This window comes from Cellulophaga sp. 20_2_10 (assembly GCF_023476645.1).
In the GTDB taxonomy this organism is placed as follows: domain Bacteria; phylum Bacteroidota; class Bacteroidia; order Flavobacteriales; family Flavobacteriaceae; genus Cellulophaga.
Genome location: NZ_JAMCOJ010000001.1, coordinates 701,848 through 725,238, shown reverse-complemented (window position 1 = coordinate 725,238; position 23,391 = coordinate 701,848). Strand labels below are relative to the sequence as shown.

Sequence of the window (23,391 nt, the reverse complement as noted above, 5' to 3'; positions counted from 1 at the left end):
AGTTACAGTGCTTTAGTTGCGGTTATTTTATAGCTTTTTTTTATTCCTTTTAAAATATAACGTTCCTCTGTTTCTTTATAAATAGTAATAGAAGTAATGGGTTCTTGCAAAGTATATAGAATGTCATAAACAGTTTTTCTTAGAAAAGAATTTTCACTTTTACGTATATCTATTGTGTTATGGTTTTTAGAGACTATAAAATCAGAAGTTAAGATTGTTGTTTTGTACAACATACATTCGTTATTTAAACTGAGCTTTTCAATCTTTTTTTCATCATTCTTTTTATTTATATAGCTATGGTATAGGGTATCTATATTAATTTTTTTGAGCAATTTGACTATAAAATAAAAGCTTTTAATTTTTAAAGATTTAGCCAAAGCAATACAGGTAGATGATACAGATGTAGTATTGTATATTATTTTATTCTGAAAGTAATACGTACTATTTGTAAACTTGGATTTATAAGGGAAAACACCTTTGACTAAATCAAAAACTTCCATATTATTGTTGAAGCACCATTCTAATTGAAAAATTAAATCTGTAAATCCTAGATAAAATTTAGAGTAGTTAACATCAAAACCTCTTACAAAGCCGTATAAAACTTTGCCCATTACTGGAGTTAACGAGATGCTAATAGGGTTGTTGCCATCATAAATTACAAATAGACATGCTCTTTTTTCATTTATTAAAGAAAAGCTATTTTGCTCGTACCTATCCCAAACAGCTAAATCATAATGCTCCGTACCTAGTAGGTCAAAACGTTTTTTTATCATTTCAGGAAACTTTTTAAAAAGACGATCATATTCCGCCTTTTCAATGTTACCAAAATAGACTTTATAGCTTATGTTAAAGCATTTTTCTAATCGTTTTTTATAGGTGTTAAATTGAGCTCTTTTTTTTGCATTAAAATGTTTAGTAAGGAACTCTTTAAGGTTGCTATACTTGGTTAAATTAACCATAGATCCCTTATAGGTGTTTATATCTATACTTTTTAATTTAGTAGAACTGTTATGTAATTCTACTTCCATATAATCAGGGATGTCTACTATTTTGTACACTTCCTTACTTGGCTTATATAAAGAAGGCTCCGTGTTTGTGTATAGTACATTCTTGGAGACCTTACTTTTTATTTTTTTAAAATAGAAAGCAAAATCTTTGGATACTAAAAGAAGGTCAAAAAAATCGATATGCCTCATAGAAGAATAGTTTTAATTAACTTTTTTAAAACGATATGTACTAAAAACTGATTCACTAATACATTATTTTTCTGTTCTTATTTAATCCTTTAACTATATAGGCATTGTCTTCTTCTAGTATCTTGTATACAGTTGTATTGTTTATAGATTCTTGACTCGTGTATAGAAAATCGTACACTGGTTTTTTTAAAAATGAATACTCATTGGAATTCATATTTATTTCTTGGGTATTTTTAGTAGAAACAGCAGCTACCGTATTGTCCAGAGCAGAATAGGGGCTTTTTTCTTTTTTGCTATTTATCTGCGCGGCCTTTTTTTTGTTTCTAAAGTTATGGTATACGCTATCTATGTTTAGGAGTTTTAAGAAACTAATTAAGGTATAGAAGCTCTTTACTTTAAAAGCTTGTGCAACAGCAGAAATAGATGAGCGTAAAGATTTTGGATTAAATGCTATTTGCTTTTGAAAGAAATAAGAGGTGTTTGTAAATTTTGCTTTGTAAGCGTAAGATCCTTTTAGCAAATCAAAAAAGGCAATCTTATTTAAAAAACACCATTCTAATTCCCATATGGTGTCTATAAACCCAAGATAGAATTTAGAATAGTCAATATCAAAAGATCTAAGGTAGCCATAAGCAACATCACCTAATACAGGATTAAAAGAAATACTTATAGGTTTATTACTATCATAAATTACAAATAAAGTAGCTTTCTTGGCGTGAATTAAATCATAACAATTGTCTTCAAAAAGACTCCAGTTATCTAGCGCATAATGGTTTGCTTCTAGATCCTCAAACCTAGTTTTTATCATTTCAGAAAAACACACAAATAGACGATCGTATTCTACTTTATCTATATTTCCATAATAAGTTTTATAGGTAATATTAAAGCACTTATCTAATCTCTTTTTGTATGTTTTAAATTTAGACCTCCTGTCACTACTAAAATTTGCTTTTAAATAGTGATCAACACTTTCATAGGCACTTAAATTAATCATAGAACCTTTATAGGTGTTAAGCTTTATAAGTTTTATGTTGTTATTTGTGGCAATTGTTGGTGCTATATAACCTGGAACATCATCAAATAGGTATGCTTTTTTATTAAAATCTAAAGGCGTAGCAGACTTGTTTGTATAGAGAACGCTAGTGGTAATCTTATTTTTTAATTGAACATAGAAAACCGATAAAGCCTTTGGCTTTAGAAGTATACGGTCTAGAAAGTCTATGTTTATTAACATCTTTTTTTATTTACGATAGCCTAAGCCTAGTTTTTTTATTAGTTAAGTTTGTACAAGAGTTTGTCTAAAGAAAAGTATTTTCCTAGAATTTGTTTATCTCTTAAATACTGTAATAATCTAAATTTTAGAAGGGTTATTTTTACCCAAGCCATATCTACTATAGCGTTGTTATTGTAGTACAATCTATTGTAAAAGTGATACTGGTAATTACTCCATTTTAGTTTGTAATAGGTCTCTCCCATAGACAAATCAAAAATACTAACATTATGCTGTATGCACCAAGTAATATGGTTTACCATACAAATATCTCCTATGTTATATATAGCATAGTCAACATCATAGGCTTGTATATGACTAAAAACGATATCTCCAATATGAAAATTTAAAGTAATGCCAATAGGCTTTTCATTGTCGTGCAAAACAAATAGTGACGCTTCTTTTTTTAGAATTTTGTGATACACATAAGCTTGTAAGTTATCCCAATCTGCAAGGTATCTGTTATGGGTCTTTTTTTGGTCAAACCTGTCTTTTAATAAGCTATAAAATGTTTTAAAAATTAAGGAATAAGTATCTTTTTCAATATCGCCAAAATAAACACTGCTTGTAATTTTACAGCTGCTTTCTAGTTTTTTCTGTTTGGAGCGTAAATTTTTCTGATTTCTTTTACTTAGCTGATCTTGCAAAAAATTAGCAGCACTATCTTGGCCCTTAAGGTTTACTAAAAAGCCTTTGTATTGCGGTACATCTATACATCTTAAATTCCCTAAATTTTCTTTGTGCTCGGTAAGTTGTATGTAACTTGGTATATTTAGGACAAGGTGTCTGCTAGACGAATCAAGATCCAAGCTTTTAGTTCCTGTAATAGGGGTGCTTGTAATTGAGTTGTATAAGGTATCATCAAAAAATGAAGGCTTGCTTCTCTCTATAAATAGACAGAAAACAAAGTTTGTTAATTTTTTTGAGAAATATTTTTCAAGCATACGGTACCTTATTCTTCTAAATTATAAGCTATAAAAGTAGCAACGTTTTGTACCCCTTTAATATAATAACAATTTCGTTGGTCTGTTATTTTATAGAGCGTTATATCATTTAATTTTTCTGATTTCTTGTATAAAAAAGCATATACATATTTTAAAAGATTTTCATTTTCAGTATCAAAAATAGGGATCTCTTTTAAGTTTTCTTTTACTGGAGTTGTATTGTTTTTTACAGGAATTATTTTTTCTGTTTTTTTAGTATTGTTTTTAAGGGCAAAAGTAAGTTGATGAAATTTTTTATGAATGTTTTTATCCCTTAAATAATTTTTAAACTTGAAAAAAAGTAAGGTTATGCCCATTGTAGCCTTAGATACCATAGACTTAGAATCATAAATAATATGGTATTCAAAATTATACGTTGTTGTTGCCCAACGTTCTTTATATTCGTAATAACCCTTAGAGAAATCTAAAAACTTAACACCATTGGTAATACACCAATCTAGTTGTTTTATAATACTAATAGTACCAAGTCTAAAGGGCGCATAATCAATATCAAACACTCTAATGGTATCAAAGGCAATAGTGTCAGAAAAATACAATAAGGTAATTGCAATGGGTGTTTCCTTGTTGTAGGTAACAAATAATGCAGCCTTTTTCTCTAGCAGCATTGGGTAGGTAACATCAAAATAAAAGTCCCATTCTTTTGGGTTTAAATTATTATTAGTCTCCTGTTTGTCATTAAAACGTTTTACAAGTAACTTTTTAAAGACAGAAAAAAGAAAATTGTATTTTTCTTTAGTAATGGCTCCATAATACATGTTATATCGAATGTCAAAAGAGTGTTCTAGCTTTCTTTTGTAGAGATTAAACTTGTAATTACTATTTTTGCTTAGCCTTTTTTGCATGTACTCCTTAACACTTAAAAAGTCTTCTAACTCACATAAGTAACCAGGGTATTGTACCGTTTTTTTTATTTTATATCTAGTGTCGTTTAAAACACTTGGGGTGTTAAAAAAGGAGTGTACATCATAGATTAAAAAGGTCTTTTTTAAGGTAGTATCACTTTCTTTCGTTGCAATAGTGTAACTAATTCCTTTTGTATTTGTCTTCGCACTATTTATGAATATTGGTTTTTTAGCGCTTTTAAAAAAGGTAAGGTCCGGAAATAGTTTAAATGATACTTCCTTTTGGTCATCTAAAAAATGACGAAACCACTTCTTTAGAAATGTTTTGCTAAGAAAAGGATTGTTGTGTATCATTTTTTAATAGAACTACTTTTTTATGGAATCAGATAAAAGGATACTTTTAACATCATCGCTTAAGGTTTTACTAAACTTTTTAGCACTTTCAGATACCATATGCGTTCCATCATATGTTTTGTACTCAGAATTTGTTTCAGAATAATCTAAAAACGAAATGTTTTTTACTTTGGCAATGCTGTCAAACTGAAAATTAAAATTTTTCCATTCTTCATTTTCGAGTTGTAGACTTTCTGGGGTTAAGGGCATGCGTACTATAAAAACAGTTCCTTTTTGTTTTAAAAAGTCTATTGTTTTAGTAAAGCTTAAAAATCTAGTTTTACTTATTTTTTGTGTTTTTAAAAATTTATCTTGAAATTCTATTGTCTTTTTTTTCCAATCACTAATATCTTCTTTGGTAACGGTATACGATTCACTTTTTAATTTAAACTCGTTCCATCCGTCAGGGTGTACTACTAAGTTATCCCATTTATTGGTTGGGTAAAATGCATTGTATAAAGAAATAGGATAACAATTACTAATATAATCAAAATTTGGAGCAGAAGTAAAATTAGTAATTTTACCCAGAATTTTCTCTTGATCTAGTTTTTCTATAGCAGATTCCTCTAAGTTTTTGACGGAGCTAAAACTAATAGGAGAAACAGATAAAATGAATAAACCGTTCTTGTCCGATTTTTTTAACTTCTTTTTTATAGCGTTTAAATAGGTGTCTCCGTACTGAGATTGCTCAAAGTTAATGGCAAAATTAACCATTGGTTTCTCTAAATTAAACTCACTTAAATTGTCTTCCAATATTTGAGGCGAAATCCCTTGACTGGCAGTAGATACTCCTATGATAAGGCTTCCTGCTTCTTGGCAAAATTTCGGATAGTTTTCATCTACATAGCCATTAGATACTTTATACATAAAACTAAAGTACACACCAGCTAATACTACACAAAACAGAATTATTTTTAATAAGAAATGTTTCATAAGATTAAAATTGAAAATAGATGAAAGAGTTCTGTCTGTTAATTCCAAATAACACAATAACTAAGATATAAGCAAAGCATATGAGCCATTTACGGTATTGAGGTTTATCTAAAACTAGCTCATAGACTTTATCGTTTCCTTTGTAGTAATGAATTAGTTGTACAATGATTATAAAAAGTACGCATAAAAATAATTCTAGATAATTGTTAAGCAAGTTTATATGTAAACTTCTTAAATTAAACATACTTTTTATGTAAACTACAGCGCTAGATACAGATGAAGATCTAAAGAATACTAGAGATACTAAAAAGTAAGCAAAGCCAAAAAACCAATGAATTTTATTTAAGAAAAATTCTAGAAATTTAAATTTTGCAATTAATGCCTTTTTACTAGGTTTAACAATACTTACTTCCAAAATAATTAGCAAGGCATTTAGCATACTCCAGACAACAAAAGTCCAGTTGGCTCCGTGCCATAAACCAACAATAAAAAATACAATTAATGTAGCGGTTAACTTTTTAAGTTTTACTTTGTTTATTAAAGGCAAGTAAATATAATCTTTAAGCCATAACATTAGGGATATATGCCATCGTTGCCAAAAATCGGAACTATTTTTCGCGAAAATTGGTCTGTCAAAATTCTGCATTAAATCTACACCTAATATTTTAGCAGTACCTATTGCAATGGTTGTATACGCAGAGAAATCATAATAGATCTGGAACATAAAGAAGATAGCGCCTAGTATTAAAGAAAAGCCGTGAGGACTTTCTGGATCTGCATACGCTTCATCTACATATATACCTAATCTATCTGCAACTACAATTTTTAAAAAAAATCCCCAAGCCATCATAATTAGGCCTTGTTCAATATTTTTAATATTAATAGTTACCTTTTTCTTTAGCTGTGGTAATAAAGTAGATGCTCTCTCTATTGGGCCAGCAACTAGCTGCGGAAAATAACCCACATATAAAGCAAAAATACCTAAGTGTTTTTCTGGTTTTACATTTCCTCTATACACATCAATGGTGTAACTCATGGTCTGAAAAGTGTAGAACGAAATTCCTACGGGTAGTAAAATCTGACTTATATGGTAACTTTGTTCGGCCTCTTCAAGAGGTGCAGCTATTCCAAAAAATTCTAATAGACTGGCAAGAGACGTAGAGAAAAAGAACAAATACTTAAAGGCTATTAGTATGCCTATGTTTACAAAAATACTGATACCGGCAAATATCTTTTTTGTTCTTTGTATATCGGTAGCATAAATTCTAAGGGCACAGAAATAATCTACTAAAGTAGATGCTATTAGTAATAAAACTAAAGCAGGTTCAGATTTCATATAAAAATAATAACTACCAATTAGTAGCCATATCCATCTAAACTTATGAGGTATGCAATAGAAACCTATAACAATAAGCGGTAAAAAATATAAAAATTCAAACGAATTAAATAACATTTTAGTTGTAGTTATAAGGTGCTTAGTAACAAGCTAAATTAGCTATTTCATTATTAGAATAGGCTTAAAAATGCTGAAATGTTAAAATACAAGATAAGTTACGCTTTATGCCAGTCTTAACTGAAAAAAATTACGCTGTTATGGTTATTTTCTCCATTGCTTTAGGGCCTACAATTAGGTACTCTTTAGCCTTTTCTATTTCAAATATGGCAATAGTATCTATAGATGTAGCTTGTAAAAAAAGATAATCATAAACAGGTTTGGCTATTAGACTAAAACTAGTGTCATCATATTCTAAAGTGGGTAAATTAGTTGTAATGTAGTCTGTTAAAGGTGTAGTTGTATATTTGGTACTGTTGTTTAATTTCTTTTTATTTTCACGAAGTAACGCTTTTAATTTAGTACGTTTTTCTGCTATTTTATACGATTTTAAAAAGTTTTTAAATTTTATTTTTGAAACCTCAATAGCGGCAATAAAACGATAATTTATTTTTTTTGAGTACACAATATGATTTTCATATGCGTACATGTAATTGCTCCAAAATCTTTTATATTCTAAATCTCCATACCCCATATCTAGCAATTCGTAATCGTTATTAAGAGACCATTCTATAATTTTATAGATGGAAATATTACCCAACGAAAATTTAGAAAAATTAGGATTAAATGAAGCGATTGAAATAAATAAAATAGTATTGAAATGATAATTTATACAAATGTTTATAGGCTCGTCATTGCTGTAAATAACAAAGATAGAAGCCTTTTTGGTGTTTACTAAATTAAAAACTAGAGCGTAGTAATGGTCCCAGTTTGCAAGCACATCATTGGGCTCATTTCTTTGGTTAAAACGATGCACTAACATGGTATGTAACGCATCCATTAAAGAGCGGTATTTCTCTGCAGTAATACCTTCCGTTATCATGATGTAACTGTAATTAAAGCAAAGCTCAAATCTGTTTACAGATCTATTAATACTAGTTCTAAATTTTTTAGAATACTCTTTCCTTAAAAATAAATCTATAGTTGTTTTCTCTGTAAGATGTATGGCACAACCATGTACATCTTTCTGAAATACTTTTTTTACACCTATACCAGCATCTGTATAAAAATGGGGCGTTAAATACTTAGGAAATAATTTAATAGAAACACATTTTAGATTAGAAATAGGTAGTGCATCATCTTCTAAGCTGTAAAATGTTTTTGTATTGTAGTTGCTCTCTAATTTAATGTAGTAGGGGAGTATGTGCCTATTTTCGGTAAACTCTGTATAAAAATCTTTTGTAGTAAGAAACATAACTTTTATAGTAATATAGCGGCTCGTAGAATTATTTTTTTAAGTGGTAATACGTGGTTACTTAGTGCAACAATAACAATTATTTGGTTTGTAATAACCTCTTCTATGTAAAAAGTTAAGGAGCCTCATTTTTAATATTTCTGGTTTTGTATAGCCAAAGTTACTAATACTAATAGAGCTATCTAAGGCCTGTACATAATGCCACCATTTTTTTGGTAAAAATAAGACATCTCCAGGTTGTAGTATAACTTTGTAAAACGGAACATTTTTAAAGTTCGTAAATTCTTCAGCATTAAAATTAGCAAGATCAATTTTACTTGCTACGGCGCCATTTATATATTTAGAACTTGGGTATACGCTTTTAGCATGTGTAGGAGGTACAATAATAAATAATTTTTCACCCTTAATTTGCGCGTACATGTTATCTCCAGAATCGTTATGGAAACCTGTAACGGTTCCTTTAGGACCAATCCACGCGGCTATGTCATTCACAGCAGTGTGTTGTTCAAAAATTGAAAAATCTGTATCTCCACTTAAATTAGGCAAATAGTTAAAGATATCTAGTGTGGTTAAATAGTCTTTAAAGTTAGCATCGGTATTTGCCGCTTTTAATTTTTCTAAATAACGCTTAAGTGTAGATTTTTGGTATTTGGTTTCTCCTTGTATGTAATTACCAGAGAGTAAGCTTATTTCTTTATTATCGGCTAAATTTATTAAATACTCTAAACTCCATTTTTTTGTTGCACCCCAATTTTTAGCATACCCTTTTAGAACTACAGGTTGTTTTTTACTAAAAAGAATGTTTTTAAATGAGTTAGCGTCTACTGTAGTTAATTCTTCTACAGTTGTGCTTAACTCTAAAATTTCATCTAAAATATTCATAAGAGGCCTGTTTATCTATTAATTAGATTAATATGTATACAAGTTAGTATTTATTGTATCGATATAACGGAAAAAAAGATGTTTTAAGCAAGGGCGTTAAATTTTTGTTCTCACTAGACAACGCATTGTATTCTTTGGCATTTAGGATGTATTTCCACACCTTAAATTTTTTATAATCATTGGAGAACGAAGCTTTAAAATCGAATAAAGAATCGTGATTTCCACCAAAACCACCACCTAGATTAAAATAAGAATACCCTTCTAATGTTCCTTGTATACGTACCTCATTTAAAATAAACCGAATAGGAGATAGGTGCTTGTATTCTTCCAAGGTACCAGATAAATGATATTGTATTATGGTTTTATCTGTTTTTATAATTAGAGCAGCAGAAGCAATTGTATTGGTGTCTTTGGTAACCGCAAAAACAATTTCTGCATGGTATTGTTCGCTTTTTAAAATATCGTAGAAATAATCTTCTTTAAAAAAATAATTTTCACTGGCCTGTAACCTAGACATTGTTTTGTAATACATGTCAATAAAAATAGCAACATCTTCTTTTGTTTTACCAATTCTAGAGTAAAACAATTTTTTGTTTCTATTAATATATCGCTTTGTGGTTTTAGAAAAATTAGCCTCTTGTTCTTCTAAGGTTTGCTTTAGATTTAGGTTTACTATTTTACCTATGTTTTCAATTTTTCCTAGACCAGATAAAATTCTTTTCTGATTGTCTATAAATGGGTTTAAACTACTATAGGCACATATGATATGCTTCTTCTGAAAATAGATGCGTAGCTTGTTGTAAAACGGAGTAAGGTTGGTCTCTGCTGTTATGTTTTTACTTAGCGGCCCTCCATAACCATACACCGAAGTAACATCAAAAAAAGAACTGTTTTTAATAGGTCTTATAAGTATAGGAAATGCAATAATAGTGTCTTGTGTTGTATAGGAAATAAGTGCAATCTCTTCATGATCATGCGCACAATTGATATGGTAGTCATAGGTATGATAAAAATCATACCCAGCTACCTTATCTAAAAGAGCATCCCACTCTTTTTTATTTCCTATTATTTTCATCATACACTACATCCTTAGTAAGGTCTTCTATAGGTTGGAAAATAATTACAAACTTCATCACATGCTGTGGCAGAAACAGTAGGTTCAGATAGTGAGTCGTATATTTCTTTATTTATTATTTTTCTTCCGGTATAGAAAATGACATCATCATCTTTAGGGAAAAATACTTTTTTACTTTTATATAAACCGTCATCATCTTTTAGCCCGCCACCAAGAATATAGGATTTCTTTTCTTGTTGTACAGCCCATTTTAGGATCTCAACTCTTAAAAAATCATTTGGTCTGCATTCAAAATATGCAGCGCGTGTACCTCCTAAAAATGCGTAAAGCGTACTATTGTTTATAATTATAAGTTCTACAGAAACAGCTATGCCGTCTTTGTAGCTTATTGCAATAGCAAAATTATCGCGGTTTGTATATATTATACTTTCAAAATATTGTTTTGGAAAAAAATAGATAGCACTAGCATGGTTGCGTTCCATTGTTTCTATATACACATCATGAAATGCTGTAATTACGCTATCTGTAATATCTTTACCTTCCCATATTTTAAATGTAAGCTCGTGGCTTTCTGCTTTTCTATAATTATTTCTAACCTTGGTAGAAAAAGCGTTCCATTGGTCCTCATCATTTTCTTTAACGGTACCTTTTACATTACGCAAGGTTGCAGACAGCTCTCCTGTGTAGTTTACATGATTGCCATTAAGGTTAAAACGTACAAATTCTGATACAATATTGTTCTTATAATACCAACCATCTACCATGGACCAAAAATGGTTTAATATTTTGGTTTTAGAGCAATCTTTACATAAAGGGCCGCCATAGCCATACGGTGTAATTACATCCTTATAATTTTCAATACCATCAATTTTACGAATATAAAATGGCATTATTGTAGCCGGTATACCGTCTTCAGTTAGTAAAAAATAACGCAATTCATCAGTAGAATTTTCATAATACTTTAAATACTCATAGCTGTAGTATACGTTATCACACCAGTAATTAGTTAATAATTCTTTATAGATATTTATTTCTTCTAATGTTTTTAATTCTTTTACAAATAAATTGTATTCTTTAGCTTTCTTTTTTGTTGCAACATTTTTTTTTATTTTCAATGTTTTAGCGGGAACACCGGCTACAATATGATTTTTTTCTACATTACGAATAACCACTGCACCACAGCCAATGACTGCATTTTCACCGACACTATTTACACCTGTCATAATAGTTGAACTAATTCCTAAAAAAGATTTTCTTTTTATCGTTATGTTGGCGCCAACATTAACTCCAGTAGATACAAACACACCATCTTCAATTATTGTATGATGTGCAATTTTACTTCCCATACTTATTATGACAAAACTTTTAATTATGGTATGAGGCATAATAATAACACCTGGCAATAAATAAATACCTTTACCTTTTATTGATTCACTCTCGAAGATTACAGATTTATGTATGAAGTTTGGAATATCATATCCATAATCCATCAATTTTTCTAAATATTTATATCGTATTTCATTATCTCCAATTGGGCAGTATATGTAATCAATATTTTTTTTTGATTTTTCAGTTAGCAAATCATTGAATGTGCCTATGACAGGTACACCAAAGATTATTTTTTTGCTATTATTTAAATTATCATCAAAAAAACCAATAACGTTGTGTCCTTGTTCTTTTAAATAATTTAAAAAAACTTCTCCATAAGAACCAGACCCTAATATAACGGTGTTTTTTATTCTCATAAATAAAAATTTATAATTAAGTTGAAATATTATAAAATTGACGTATTATTATGACCCTGTAAACGTAGTCATGTTTAGGTTGTCACTATTATTAACACCTTCTTTAAAAAACACTTTCTTTACGGTTAAGAGTATAATTTTAAAGTCCGTTTTAAAAGATCTGTTTTCTACATACCAAACATCTAACTCAAATTTTTGTTCCCAAGAAATAGAATTTCTACCATTTACTTGTGCCCAGCCTGTAATTCCGGGTTTTGCCAAATGTCTTTGCTTTTGAAAACTATTATATAATGGCAAGTACTCTACCAATAAGGGTCTAGGACCAACAAGGCTCATGTCATTTTTTAAAACATTTAGCAATTGTGGTATTTCGTCTAAAGAATACTTACGTATAAAGTTTCCAAATTTTGTAACTCGTAAATGAAACGGTAATAATTCTCCGTTCGCATCTTTTTTATCGGTCATAGATTTAAACTTAATTACTTTAAATATTTTCTCATTTTTACCTGGTCTAGGATGAAAAAAGAAAACTTTTCCGTTGTTTAAAAAGAATAGAACAATGGCAACAGTAAAGAATAGCGGGAATAAGAAAATAAATCCTAAACCGGCAAGAAGAAAATCTAATAGTCTTTTAAAAAAATTAATGTACATTTTTTTTAATTGTTTTGGCAGTTGTTGTTTTGGTTTAACTTAATTGTTTTCAGAAAAATGCATTCCCCATTGGTTAACTGAGGTGGTTATATGCATCATATCTGTAGTGTTGTACCTAAAGTCTATATGTATATTTAATAGATAAGACCAGCTATCGGTTTTTTCATTTCCAGGCCATAGTTCAGATGGGTAAATATCTTTGCCAATTAAAAATGCTTTTAAACTTAAAAAAGCGGCTCTATCTTTAAATACCAAATGCAGACCAAAAGGTGTGTTTTTAGTGTCTGTTAGAATGTTAAAGTTACTATTTAAATGTATATGCTCTAAAAGGTACTCAAAATTATGCTTTTTATAAGCGGTATACGCTTTCTGAATATAAGAATTAATATACGTTTTATGTTCTTCTTTTAGCGAAACTACATCATACTGCTGTTGTAAGTAGGTTTCTGATGTGCCTATAAGTTCTAAATACCTGTCTTTTGCGCTGGAGTCTACAGTACTAGCTATGTATTCTTTTTTAAGATCCATTGCGGTAGTAATAGCGTCCCAATTGTTGTAAAAGGCTGTATTTGGTAAAATTTCTATATTAGCTATTTTAATCTTTTCTTTATTGGGTTGCCATAAAATACCTCCTAATGCAATGGGCAATGTTTTACGCAAAGAAGCCACACAATAATCTGCTGTACTTTTTAAGCACCCAGTACTTAACCAGCCGTGAGAATGGTCTTCAATACAAATAGGTCTGTTTGCTGTAGTCGGAATAGTATAAGAGAAAAATCCCCAAAAATTATTTAAAAGAACAATGTCTTTTTCAGTCGCAAAATCTAATATGTTTAAATTATGCAATGCGTTAAAAGGATCTATGGTGTAAAAATGTATGTTGGAATAACAGTTTTGCAACCAACTGGTAACATGCTGACAATAATACGTAGGAAGCCATATTTTTTCAATGGTTTGCTCCGCACTAAGTTTATCAAAAATATACTTAATAGCGTGTCTTCCTGTATAGAATAATTCATATTCCGGAATGTATTCTAAGGTATTAAAATCAGTGATTTTATCAGCATCTGTACTGTGAAAAAAAGAACCTAAACCTGCTTTGTTTTTCATGAATAATACTACTTGCTAATTTCATGCCAAAAATAACTAAAAAAAGAAGGGTACACCAATATATACAGAGTTCTAGATATAGTGTAGTATTAATTAGATTAACGCATCACTTACGCCTGTTATTAACAAGAAAATTATGCGGTTTTGTGTAGTGTTAATGATAATATTAAGCCTTGTTAATAGTTTGATTATTGAAGGTTTATAGTGTGTTTATTTTTAACAATCGGTCACATTTAACGTAGGTTATTCCGCTTTTGTAGGTATTAAATTTAGCAATGTCTGTATGGCCTTTTAACCATGCGATATAAATTGCAGCGGTATTTATGCCTGCTTCATGAGAAAAAGGGTAACCGCCTCCAAATCTAGGATTTAGCTCTAATACGTAAATTTTATCATTCGCAATAAAAACATCACAATCTAAGTTGCCCGTATGTTTTAGTTTTTTAGCAATAGTTTCTCCTATAGCAGTTATTTCTGGGTGTATTACGGAGGTGGCTTTGTCTGTTTCTCCAGATCGCATGTATAGTTTTTCCCTTGCAAAAGTACCATAGTAATCTCCCTCAAAATTATTTAAAACATCTAGTCCATATTCTATACCGTTAATCTTTTCTTGTATTAGTATGGCCTGGTTCATGCTGTTTTTACTAGCATTGTTAAGAATAGATTTTTTTAACTTTAATTGCAATAGTTTGTATACCAATACAAGTTCTTCTTTAGTATCTACCACTTCTATGCCTATAGAACCGCTTCCCCATCTAGGCTTAAGTACCAAAGGAAAACTTAATTTATTGGCCTTTACGGCTTCTAAAGCTAAGGTGTAGTCTATATATGTTTTTGGCGTTAAAATATCATTTTCAACTAAAAAATTATAGGTTTTCCATTTGTCAAAAGCAATGTCTATAATCGCTTCGCTAGAGATAAGTACAGCAACGCCAATTTCTTGTAGTTCCTCTTTATGTTTGGCTAATATGGGCAGCTCTAAGTCGTTTAAAGAAATTATAGCATCTACATGGTACTCTTTACAAATTTCTGTTATGCAATTTATATAGTCCTCATCATAAATGCTAGGAACTATTTTAGCGATGTCTGCGTCTATTAAAGCAGGTGCATTTGCAAGCATATCGGTAGCTAGCACAAGACCGTTGCCGTCTAGAGCTTCTTTAAAATAATTAATAAGGTAATTTCTTCTGCCTGCGCACGTAAAAAGTATGTTTGTTTTTTTCATTGCTATATTTTAAATGCGTGGGCTACAGGCTTTTTTTATAGTGGTTAATTGCTATTTTTCTTTTTCCAGATTTTAAAGATGCAATTTCATGTACATAGTCTACGTGTATGGTAGCATCGGTACCTATGTCATTTTTAAACAAGGCAACTAATTCATCTTCCCTTAAAAAATTGGTCGTTGTGTTTATTTTTATTTGATATTCTTTTTCTGCTGTTTGTATAAATTGTAATTGTTCTACCTCATGAAAGTCGTACACATAAGCATGCATTGTAAATGGGTTTAATGCATCTCCATTTGTTTTGTACAATACATCCATTTTTCTTCCTTCAACGCTTTTAAGCATTGGTAAAGCAGTTGTATCGGTCTCGTAAAAAGAACCCACATCACCAGTATCATAACGGATCATATGCGTAGCTGTATTGTATAAATCTGTAACAACAATGCGTCCAAGTGCCCCTTTTTTTGCAGGGATGTCTTTGTCTAAATCCAGTATTTCTATCCTATAACTTGCCCAGTTTATGGTAAAATAAGTCTGTTTGGGCAGTTGTTGCGCCAGTATGCCATTTTCAACATTAGAATATCTAGATACGGTAGGCGCTTTAAAATAATATTCCATTTTAGACTGTACCGTAGGGGATAAGCCCTCTGCAATTGCAATTGTAGATTGTACGTTGCAGTCTAAGGGTGGTGCGTTTACTTTGTCTAAATATTTACAAATAGTCTCAAAGCCAGATGGGTAACCAAGCCAGCCTTTAGGAGCACTGTCTTTTTGTAAATTGGCTACTAATTTTTTAATGTAATCGTCGGTTAGTTTACTAACGTCTAATTGTTCTGTGTTTTGTAAATAGGCTAAAAGTTTGGGCTTTTTGTAGTATGCGGCCCAAAAACGAAGGTATAGTAATTTTTGCCCAATTGTAAAACCAGCCAACTTTGCAAAATAGAGGGTGTCTGCGGTATTTCTTTTTTTCTTTACAGAAGTTTGGTACACTTTAAAAGGCGTACCTGTAGAACCACTAGTACTCACAGAAATTAATTTTTCTGGTTTTAGGGTTTTTGATGTAATAGCCTTAAAATTAGCCTTTATGGTATTTTTATCTACCACAGGATAATCTTCTAAGTTTGTAACACCACTATATTCTTTGTAAAATTCAGTAGTGGTTACAGCACTATGCAATAAAGAGGTTAAAGCAGTTCGTTGTTCTTGTAGCTGTTTTTCTTTGGAAGAGCTATAAAAAGACTGAATAGACTTCAATTCTTTTTTTACGGCACCTCCTTTAAGAGTATCAAGAGTCCAAAAAGCGAAATTTCTACATTTAGCTGCTATTCCCATAGGCCTATGTACTGGTTTTTAGTTGGTTGATTATTAAAAATCCAAATATCAGTACATAGTCGTGGTATATTCTTAATACTATCAGAAAATACTTAAAAAAGTAGGTTTATTTTTCTAATGAGCTGTATTCTTTGTGTAATTGTTCCCAAATGTAAGCGCGTTCGTAATTATTAATCATGATAGTTCTGCAAGTTTCAGGGCTGTATAAGCTGTCTTTTTGCTCATAAAACTGAAGCATTTTAGTGTACAACGCATCTGCATCTTTTACCGGTATAATAGTACCATTAATACCTTCTTGTATAATTTCGTTACAACCGTTTATATCTGTTACTATACTATACAGTTTCATAGCGCCAGCTTGCATAACAACATTAGGGAACCCCTCTCTGTAGCTAGGGAACGTTAACGCATCAGAGATTGCAAAATAAGGCCTAACATCTTCTTGCCAACCAATACCTATAACCGTATCGTTATTGTAAATGTAATCTAAAGACGCTTTGTTAAGTGGGTCTAATTCTGTCTCAAACGTACCCACCAACAATAGTTTTACGTTCTTTTTTAGAGCCGCTAATTTTTTAAAAGCGAGTAGTAACTCATTAATACCTTTGTCTGCAACTAATCTACCAACAAATGTAAAAACGATATCTTCAGCTGCAAAACCTAACTCTGTTCGTAATTTTAAATTGTCTGCTGCGCTATATAAGTCGGGGTTAAAATGGTTGGTATCTATACCGTTAGAACTACCTTTGCCAATTACTTTTAGCTTGTCTTTACGTGTAAATTTTTCTTTTATAATAATGTCTTGCAGCCCAAAAGAATTAGGATAAATTTTAGTAGCACAAGCATAGGTAATTTTTTCAACTAGGTTTAAAATGGTTCTCTTTGTTCCTGTAGCTTCTAACAATGGCAAACCAGCAATAGTGTGTAATCTGTGCGGTACACCAGCTAATTTTGCAGCAAGCATAGCAGCAGTACCGGCCTTAGGGGTGTGACTATGCACTATAAAAGGCTTTTCTTTTTTAAATATTTTATACAAACCGTACACCGATTTTAAATCTTTTAAAGGCGTTATTTTACGGGTTAACTCTACAGCTATAACAGGAACACCCTCTTGTTTGCGTACATCTTCTAAGGCGCTACCACCACTAGAAACACCAATTACATCATAGTAGGTACTCATGTAACTTAATTGTCCTGTAAGTAGTTTGCCCAATGAGTTGGGAATTGTGGTAACACGAATTAATTTCTTTTTCATAATACTGATTGGCCTTGCAAGGTAAAGTTATGGTTTTATACGCCTACTATATTTTTACTCTGTGGTAGTTTTGAAATTAACTTAACACAAGCATAGCATATTATCATAGACACTATAGCTATTAATGGAGTTTCAATTAAAGGGTTTAAAGGTTCTACTCTAAATAAGGAGTAAATGTGCCAAACAACGTTTCTTACAATCATGATATGTACCAAGTATATCCCAAAAGTATATTTCGCTAAATAGTTGATGAAATTATTGAATTTAACATTGGTTGAACCAAAATTTTGAAAGAAGATAAAAATGGCAGTAACTAATAATACACTAGAAATAGATAAGTTATTATTGATAGTCGTGATTAAGTCTCTTTTAAATAAATAACAATATAATATAGGTAAAACCGCAATTACAATTAGTGATAAAATAACAGCTATGGCTTTTGGTTTGGGTAATACAATAGGATACTTTCTTAAATATACACCAAGTAGCATATACCCTAAAAAGCCGCCGAAATAATTTAAAATAAAATAGTAGTTACCATCTATATGATAAAAATCAGGCAGAACAAAACTAATATATGGTAGTAAAATAGTAGATAACCATAATAGTAATATAAACTGGTATTCTTTTTTAGTTGAAGCTATTATCCAGGGTGAAATTATTGGGGCTAATAAATATAAACCACATATAGTATATATAAACCAATAGACACCAGTAACTGGAGACAAAGGAATTAAAATTAATTTTTTTATGGTTATTCCTAATGTACTTGCACCTGTAATATAATCAACGAACAAAATAATTAAAGACCAAAATAAAACAGGTAATGCCAACCTAGAAAATCTTTTCACATAAAAATCTTTCATTTTAATACGAGTAGGGAGTAAAAGAGCTCCAGAAATAGTTAAAAATAACTCAGAACTAGGAGAACTTACTAGTGAAACTATTACAGCATAGATACCATATGAGTCTTTCGTAGCCATCGCGGAATGGGTTAAAATTACTAAAAAACAGGCTAAAACTCTTAAATTATCAATGTAGTATACTCTTTTACTTTCCATTCGAATGTTTGTCTAACACAATTTTTAGAACAGCAAAGCTAGGTATAAAACCTATTTATGTCATAATTAATCTATTAAAGGTGTTTTTTAACGGTAACGGTTATACTAAAACCATAAAAAAGTGAGTTTAATTAAAAGTATATGCCTTGTTCATATACAGATAAATACTACAAATTAGGTAGTTCGTCGATTTTATCACTAAAAATAGGGGTGTAAACGTCTGGAATTAAGTTTGTAGCGTAATTGTTTAAGTTAGTTGTCGATTTTTATGAACATTTAATCGATTATTACGTTAAAATTGTATCTTTAAACCCCAACATTAAAAGTAGTATGTACAAGCAACCATTATCCCTAGTAAAAGTTTTAGTTTTTAGTTTATTGCTAATAGCGCCAGTAACCTCTTGCACGCAAGAAGATTTGTTGTCTAATATTATCGAAGAGGCAGAAACGCCAGAACCAGTTCCAGAACCAGATGCTACCGCTGTAGACGATTTAAAAATTAATACCACACCTTGTGACTACTCAATAGCCAATTTGGAGGTAGGTACTACTTTGGCTGTAGAATGCCAAATAGATCTTAAAGGTGCTGCCATAAGCATACCTTCAGGAGTTACTTTAGAGTACAAAGGTGGTGAAATTATTAATGGAACATTAAATTTTGCTAGTGAAGGTAAAATAGATGGTAATTTATTAAACCATAAATTGACAATAGCAGGTAATGTTAGTTTACTTAGTGAAACTTTTATATTACACCCTAACCGTTGGGAATTAGTGCAAGGAAAAACAACTTCAGAAATTGCACAAAAAAATAATGATAATTTAGAAGATTTAATGGAGGTTACCCAGAGTTTTGGGGCAACCACCTTTAAAATTGATACCTTTGATGCCTACTTTGAAGTTTCGAAGGTTACAAGTACCAATTCTAATCGTAATTTTTATCCTAGTTTAGAGGCTGTTAATATTCCTTCCGATTTTACTTTATTTATGTCTGATAATACCGTATTACGTGTATTTCCAACTGAAAACAGTACTAATGCGACACTTTTGGCTATTAGAGAGGTTAAAAACGTAAATGTAATAGGCGGTCTTCTGTATGGTGATCGAAATTTACGAGAGTATGATGAAGAATATGATGAGGTTGGAGCACACTTACTTACCGTTCGGGCTAGCAGCAATGTAATATTAGACGGTATTACAATGACTATGGGGTCTGCTGGAGGTGTAAACATAGCTTCACTAGGTTTTACGTTTGATGCACATTATAATCCGACCAATAATGTAATTGTTAAGAACTGTGTTTTTGATAAGGTACGTAGGATGAGTTTAGTGTTAACCGACGGATATAATATAACTATTGAAAATAATACGTTTATTGACAGTTCGCAACCAACAGCAAATTCTGACGGAGGTACAGTTGGTTATGCCATTAATATTGAACCTGTACGTAAACGTGATGCCTCTACTGGAGAGTTTATTTATTACCAAAAAGTGCAAAACGTAATAATTAGAGGCAATAAGGAAAGAGGGAGTAGACAAGGAGCTTTTCATATATATGCTGGCGACGATATAATAATTGAGAACAATGATTTAGAAAGTGTTGTAAGCTGGAGCTATGCGTCCAATGCTAAAATTAGAAATAATACGTTTACTGCACCCATTAACCCTGGTAAACCTGCAATTATTGCAGGTGGTGGAGGTGAAACTGTTTTTAGTAACGAAATATCAGGTAATTCTATTACTGGTTATGGTGTTGGTATATCTGCAAATTATAAAAATATAAAAATTTTCGAAAATAGAATAAATAATTGTGTTACTGGGGTGCAGTTGAAAGAATCTGCTGATATGGAGATATTTAGGAATATTATAAACAGTAGTAACAAAAATAGTAAAGGGATTGCGGCACATATTGCAAATGTTAATAATGTAAATATTTATGAAAATGAAATAAGTGTAGCTTCTAACCCGCTTTATTTTGTTCAATTAAATAATAGTATTAGCACCTCTAGGGATTTTAAAGTTAATGTGTTCAAAAATAACTTTACAACTTCGGGAATAACAATATTTTCTAATGCATTAGGTGTTTCCTTTAAAGAAAATATCTTAAAGGGAGGTATCCAATTAGCTTCTGCTAGTAAGATTGTAATATTAAATAATATTATTGATACAAATAATAGTCACGGAATAGGTTTGAGGGGTGTAAATGAAGATATAGTTTTAGAAAACAATCAAATTACGCATCCATCTACTGATAATTTAAAGTGTATTGATATAGCCTCTACTACAGCAAAAAATGAAGTTATTGTTATTAACAATAATTGTAATTAAAAGGTTAGATATACCTTGATTAATTATTAGTTATATTAGAAAAACGTCTAATTGATAATTTTAGACGTTTTTTTAATTTAATTACTTTTTTTATATTTAGTCTAATAAAAATAAATTAAGATGATTTTTTCTTTAAATCATTTATATATTAAGCTTTTCTGAAAAAATGTTAAATGAAAATATTTAGGGCTTATGGATAAATTAAAATTGAATGTGGTTTTATGTATACAATAAATATTTTATAACTATGATAGAGTGTAAATCTTTTAATTTTGCTTTATAATTTCATTATCAACGCGATATTTAATAAATTATGATTAGAAAGCAATATTTAAATAAATCTTTATTTCATAGTTTTTCAGACTTCTTGACTTATAGTTTGATATAAAGTTATTTGTTTATTTATTGTTTCGTTGATATCATAATTTTCAGCTCTTTTTAAACATTTACCCGCTATTTCATTATAATACGAATTGTCTCTCAGCAAATTTACAATATGCTTTGCTAACATTATGCTGTCATTTTCTTCAAAAAGTAAACCAGCGCCTCTGACGATATCTTTTAGGCCAGGAACATCCGATGCTATAAATGGCCTACCAGAGGCTAAACCTTCAATAGAGGCTAATGACAAGCCTTCATAATGAGTTGATAAAACAATAATGTCTGCCGTTTTTAATATTTTGGGAACATCCATACGTATACCTAAGAAAAATACTCTGTCAGTTAAGTTTAACTTATGAGCTAATTCTTCACACTCAACCTTTAAGGGCCCATCACCAACTAATACAGCTATTATATTTTTGTCAAGGTGCTCTAGTGATTTTATGAGTGTCTTTTGATCTTTTTGAGTTGTAAAAGATGAAACTTGTAAAAGTATTTTATGATTCTCATTTATATTTTTAGCTAACTCGGACTTTAAATAGCCTGTTTCGTTTTTAATAGTATTTAAATTAACGCCATTCTGTATAAGTTCAAATCTTGAATCTTTAAATTTTAGATGTTTTTTTAGTTCTATATCTACATCATCAGAAATAGTTATAATTTTAGAATATTGAGAATAGATTAGTTTATCTATTATCTTAAAAACTAATTTTTCTCTTCTTCTGTTAGAGGTATTATGTTCAGTATATATTAGTTTAGCTTTAGAAAAACTTAAGATTTTAGCCAGTGCTACCCAATATAAGCTTGGGAATAAATGAACGTGTACGACGTCGTATTTTTTTAAAAATGGTATTATTTTTAAAATATAACTTGGATTATAAGGAGTTCCTTTAGATAAAATAAATATTTTAGTAGCACTCTTTTTTTTAAATTCTTTAAAAAAAGGGGCATTGTTATTATTTAAAACTACCAAATCCATCATTATATTTTCTTCTTTATTAAAAAGAGGGATAGATTCTAATAAAAGTTTTTCTGCGCCACCTGTTTGCAGGTTATTTATAATTTGAAGAATTTTCATTTTTTTATTTTTAGTAAGATATAGATGTGCATCAATACTCCAAGTGGTATGGCAAAGAAAGTAATTACCTTTTTAGGGTTGTTTTTAAAAATATTTATTCTTTTTAAAAAAAGACAAGAAGATATGTAGTGCATAGCTCTTGTAAAAGTATATTTAATACTTTTAGAGTAATTCATCTCTATAACTCGCGAATATAAAAATCCTGCGGGGTGTTTTTTATATTGCCTTAATATATTTTTAGAAGAACCATCCTCTAAATATTCAACAATGCAAAGGACTTCATTAATTGGTTTTAGTTTATAGTCTTGGTCAATCATTAAATAAAGTGTCCCTAGAGGTACAAAACGCTCTCCAGAGTATATAGGATAAGCGGGGTATTTTTTTACGACTTCCGTTTTATAAACTATTTTTTTGTCTCCTTTAACCTTATGTACGCTATAAACCTCCGATAATGTGGTTTCTTTTAGCGTTTCTGGTATTTTAGAACCTATGATGGCTCCTTTTTTATCGGCATCTAAGCCAACGAAACCGGCAAATTTAGAGTTGTCTTTAATACGAGGGTAGTGGTATAGTATTTTTTCTACAGCATCTACAGGCATAAAATCATCAGAATCTATACAAACATTTAATTCTGTAGTAATTAGTCTATAGGCAGCATTGTGACCACCGTGCATGCCTAAATTTTCTTGGAAGTGGTATTGTATGGCAATTTTACCCTCAGCAATCCAACTTGCAACTAGTTCTTTGGTTGTATCTGTAGAACCATCATCTATAACCAACCATAAAAAATCTTGATTGGTTTGTTTTAGCAAACTTTGGTACACCTGGTCTAAACAGTAGGCTCGATTGTACGTAGGGGTAAATACAGTTATTGTTTTTTGCATAAGA

At 30.5% G+C, this 23,391-nt stretch carries 19 protein-coding genes; 1 reads left to right on the top strand and 18 read right to left on the bottom strand.

What is annotated here, in order from left to right; translation table 11 throughout:
* Nucleotides 1–2: 2 nt before the first annotated feature.
* The 16 genes from M4I21_RS03220 to M4I21_RS03145 all read right to left on the bottom strand — a co-directional run bounded on the left by M4I21_RS03220 (nucleotide 3) and on the right by M4I21_RS03145 (nucleotide 18,719).
* Nucleotides 3–1,196, bottom strand: a complete 1,194-nt coding sequence (locus M4I21_RS03220; RefSeq protein WP_249557587.1) for a GNAT family N-acetyltransferase — start codon at nucleotides 1,194–1,196, stop codon at nucleotides 3–5.
* A gap of 55 nt (nucleotides 1,197–1,251) precedes the next feature.
* On the bottom strand, nucleotides 1,252–2,430 hold the full coding sequence (locus tag M4I21_RS03215) for a GNAT family N-acetyltransferase (RefSeq protein ID WP_249557586.1): 1,179 nt from the start codon (nucleotides 2,428–2,430) through the stop codon (nucleotides 1,252–1,254).
* 38 nt (nucleotides 2,431–2,468) lie between these two features.
* Nucleotides 2,469–3,410: a GNAT family N-acetyltransferase gene (locus M4I21_RS03210; protein WP_249557585.1), complete on the bottom strand. Its 942-nt coding sequence runs from the start codon at nucleotides 3,408–3,410 to the stop codon at nucleotides 2,469–2,471.
* A gap of 8 nt (nucleotides 3,411–3,418) precedes the next feature.
* Nucleotides 3,419–4,666: a GNAT family N-acetyltransferase gene (locus M4I21_RS03205; protein ID WP_249557584.1), complete on the bottom strand. Its 1,248-nt coding sequence runs from the start codon at nucleotides 4,664–4,666 to the stop codon at nucleotides 3,419–3,421.
* Nucleotides 4,667–4,678: 12 nt separating this feature from the next.
* Entirely contained in the window at nucleotides 4,679–5,638 is a 960-nt protein-coding gene (locus M4I21_RS03200) for a hypothetical protein (protein WP_249557583.1), read from the bottom strand.
* A gap of 4 nt (nucleotides 5,639–5,642) precedes the next feature.
* Entirely contained in the window at nucleotides 5,643–6,974 is a 1,332-nt protein-coding gene (locus M4I21_RS03195; protein ID WP_249557582.1) for an MBOAT family O-acyltransferase, read from the bottom strand.
* 247 nt (nucleotides 6,975–7,221) lie between these two features.
* Nucleotides 7,222–8,385, bottom strand: coding sequence for a GNAT family N-acetyltransferase (locus tag M4I21_RS03190; RefSeq protein ID WP_249557581.1), 1,164 nt, complete (start codon nucleotides 8,383–8,385; stop codon nucleotides 7,222–7,224).
* 57 nt (nucleotides 8,386–8,442) lie between these two features.
* Entirely contained in the window at nucleotides 8,443–9,267 is an 825-nt protein-coding gene (locus M4I21_RS03185) for a cupin-like domain-containing protein (protein WP_249557580.1), read from the bottom strand.
* A gap of 43 nt (nucleotides 9,268–9,310) precedes the next feature.
* Entirely contained in the window at nucleotides 9,311–10,345 is a 1,035-nt protein-coding gene (locus M4I21_RS03180; protein WP_249557579.1) for a GNAT family N-acetyltransferase, read from the bottom strand.
* Nucleotides 10,346–10,356: 11 nt separating this feature from the next.
* Complete coding sequence (locus tag M4I21_RS03175; protein WP_249557578.1) at nucleotides 10,357–12,087, bottom strand: NeuD/PglB/VioB family sugar acetyltransferase; 1,731 nt, start codon at nucleotides 12,085–12,087, stop codon at nucleotides 10,357–10,359.
* 48 nt (nucleotides 12,088–12,135) lie between these two features.
* A complete protein-coding gene (locus M4I21_RS03170; protein ID WP_249557577.1) occupies nucleotides 12,136–12,738 on the bottom strand; it encodes a sugar transferase in 603 nt (200 codons plus the stop codon).
* A 39-nt stretch (nucleotides 12,739–12,777) separates the two neighbouring features.
* The gene (locus M4I21_RS03165) at nucleotides 12,778–13,848 is read right to left on the bottom strand and encodes a hypothetical protein (protein ID WP_249557576.1); all 1,071 of its coding nucleotides are present in this window, start codon (nucleotides 13,846–13,848) and stop codon (nucleotides 12,778–12,780) included.
* 199 nt (nucleotides 13,849–14,047) lie between these two features.
* Nucleotides 14,048–15,073 carry an ATP-grasp domain-containing protein gene (locus tag M4I21_RS03160; protein ID WP_249557575.1) on the bottom strand — a complete coding sequence of 342 codons (1,026 nt, stop codon included), beginning with the start codon at nucleotides 15,071–15,073 and terminating at the stop codon, nucleotides 14,048–14,050.
* Nucleotides 15,074–15,095: 22 nt separating this feature from the next.
* Nucleotides 15,096–16,403: a phenylacetate--CoA ligase family protein gene (locus tag M4I21_RS03155; protein ID WP_249557574.1), complete on the bottom strand. Its 1,308-nt coding sequence runs from the start codon at nucleotides 16,401–16,403 to the stop codon at nucleotides 15,096–15,098.
* Nucleotides 16,404–16,509: 106 nt separating this feature from the next.
* Complete coding sequence (locus M4I21_RS03150; RefSeq protein ID WP_249557573.1) at nucleotides 16,510–17,658, bottom strand: glycosyltransferase family 4 protein; 1,149 nt, start codon at nucleotides 17,656–17,658, stop codon at nucleotides 16,510–16,512.
* Between the two features lie 35 nt (nucleotides 17,659–17,693).
* Nucleotides 17,694–18,719, bottom strand: a complete 1,026-nt coding sequence (locus M4I21_RS03145; RefSeq protein ID WP_249557572.1) for an acyltransferase — start codon at nucleotides 18,717–18,719, stop codon at nucleotides 17,694–17,696.
* A 330-nt stretch (nucleotides 18,720–19,049) separates the two neighbouring features.
* Between M4I21_RS03145 and M4I21_RS03140 the strand changes: the two genes are divergently transcribed.
* The gene (locus M4I21_RS03140; protein WP_249557571.1) at nucleotides 19,050–21,044 is read left to right on the top strand and encodes a right-handed parallel beta-helix repeat-containing protein; all 1,995 of its coding nucleotides are present in this window, start codon (nucleotides 19,050–19,052) and stop codon (nucleotides 21,042–21,044) included.
* Nucleotides 21,045–21,402: 358 nt separating this feature from the next.
* Here the strand turns inward: M4I21_RS03140 and M4I21_RS03135 are convergent, their stop codons facing one another.
* Together M4I21_RS03135 and M4I21_RS03130 are read right to left on the bottom strand one after the other, a co-directional pair.
* Nucleotides 21,403–22,503: a glycosyltransferase gene (locus M4I21_RS03135; protein WP_249557570.1), complete on the bottom strand. Its 1,101-nt coding sequence runs from the start codon at nucleotides 22,501–22,503 to the stop codon at nucleotides 21,403–21,405.
* Nucleotides 22,500–23,387, bottom strand: coding sequence for a glycosyltransferase family 2 protein (locus tag M4I21_RS03130; RefSeq protein WP_249557569.1), 888 nt, complete (start codon nucleotides 23,385–23,387; stop codon nucleotides 22,500–22,502). The genes M4I21_RS03135 and M4I21_RS03130 overlap by 4 nt, the downstream gene beginning before the upstream one ends.
* Between the last annotated feature and the right edge of the window lie 4 nt (nucleotides 23,388–23,391).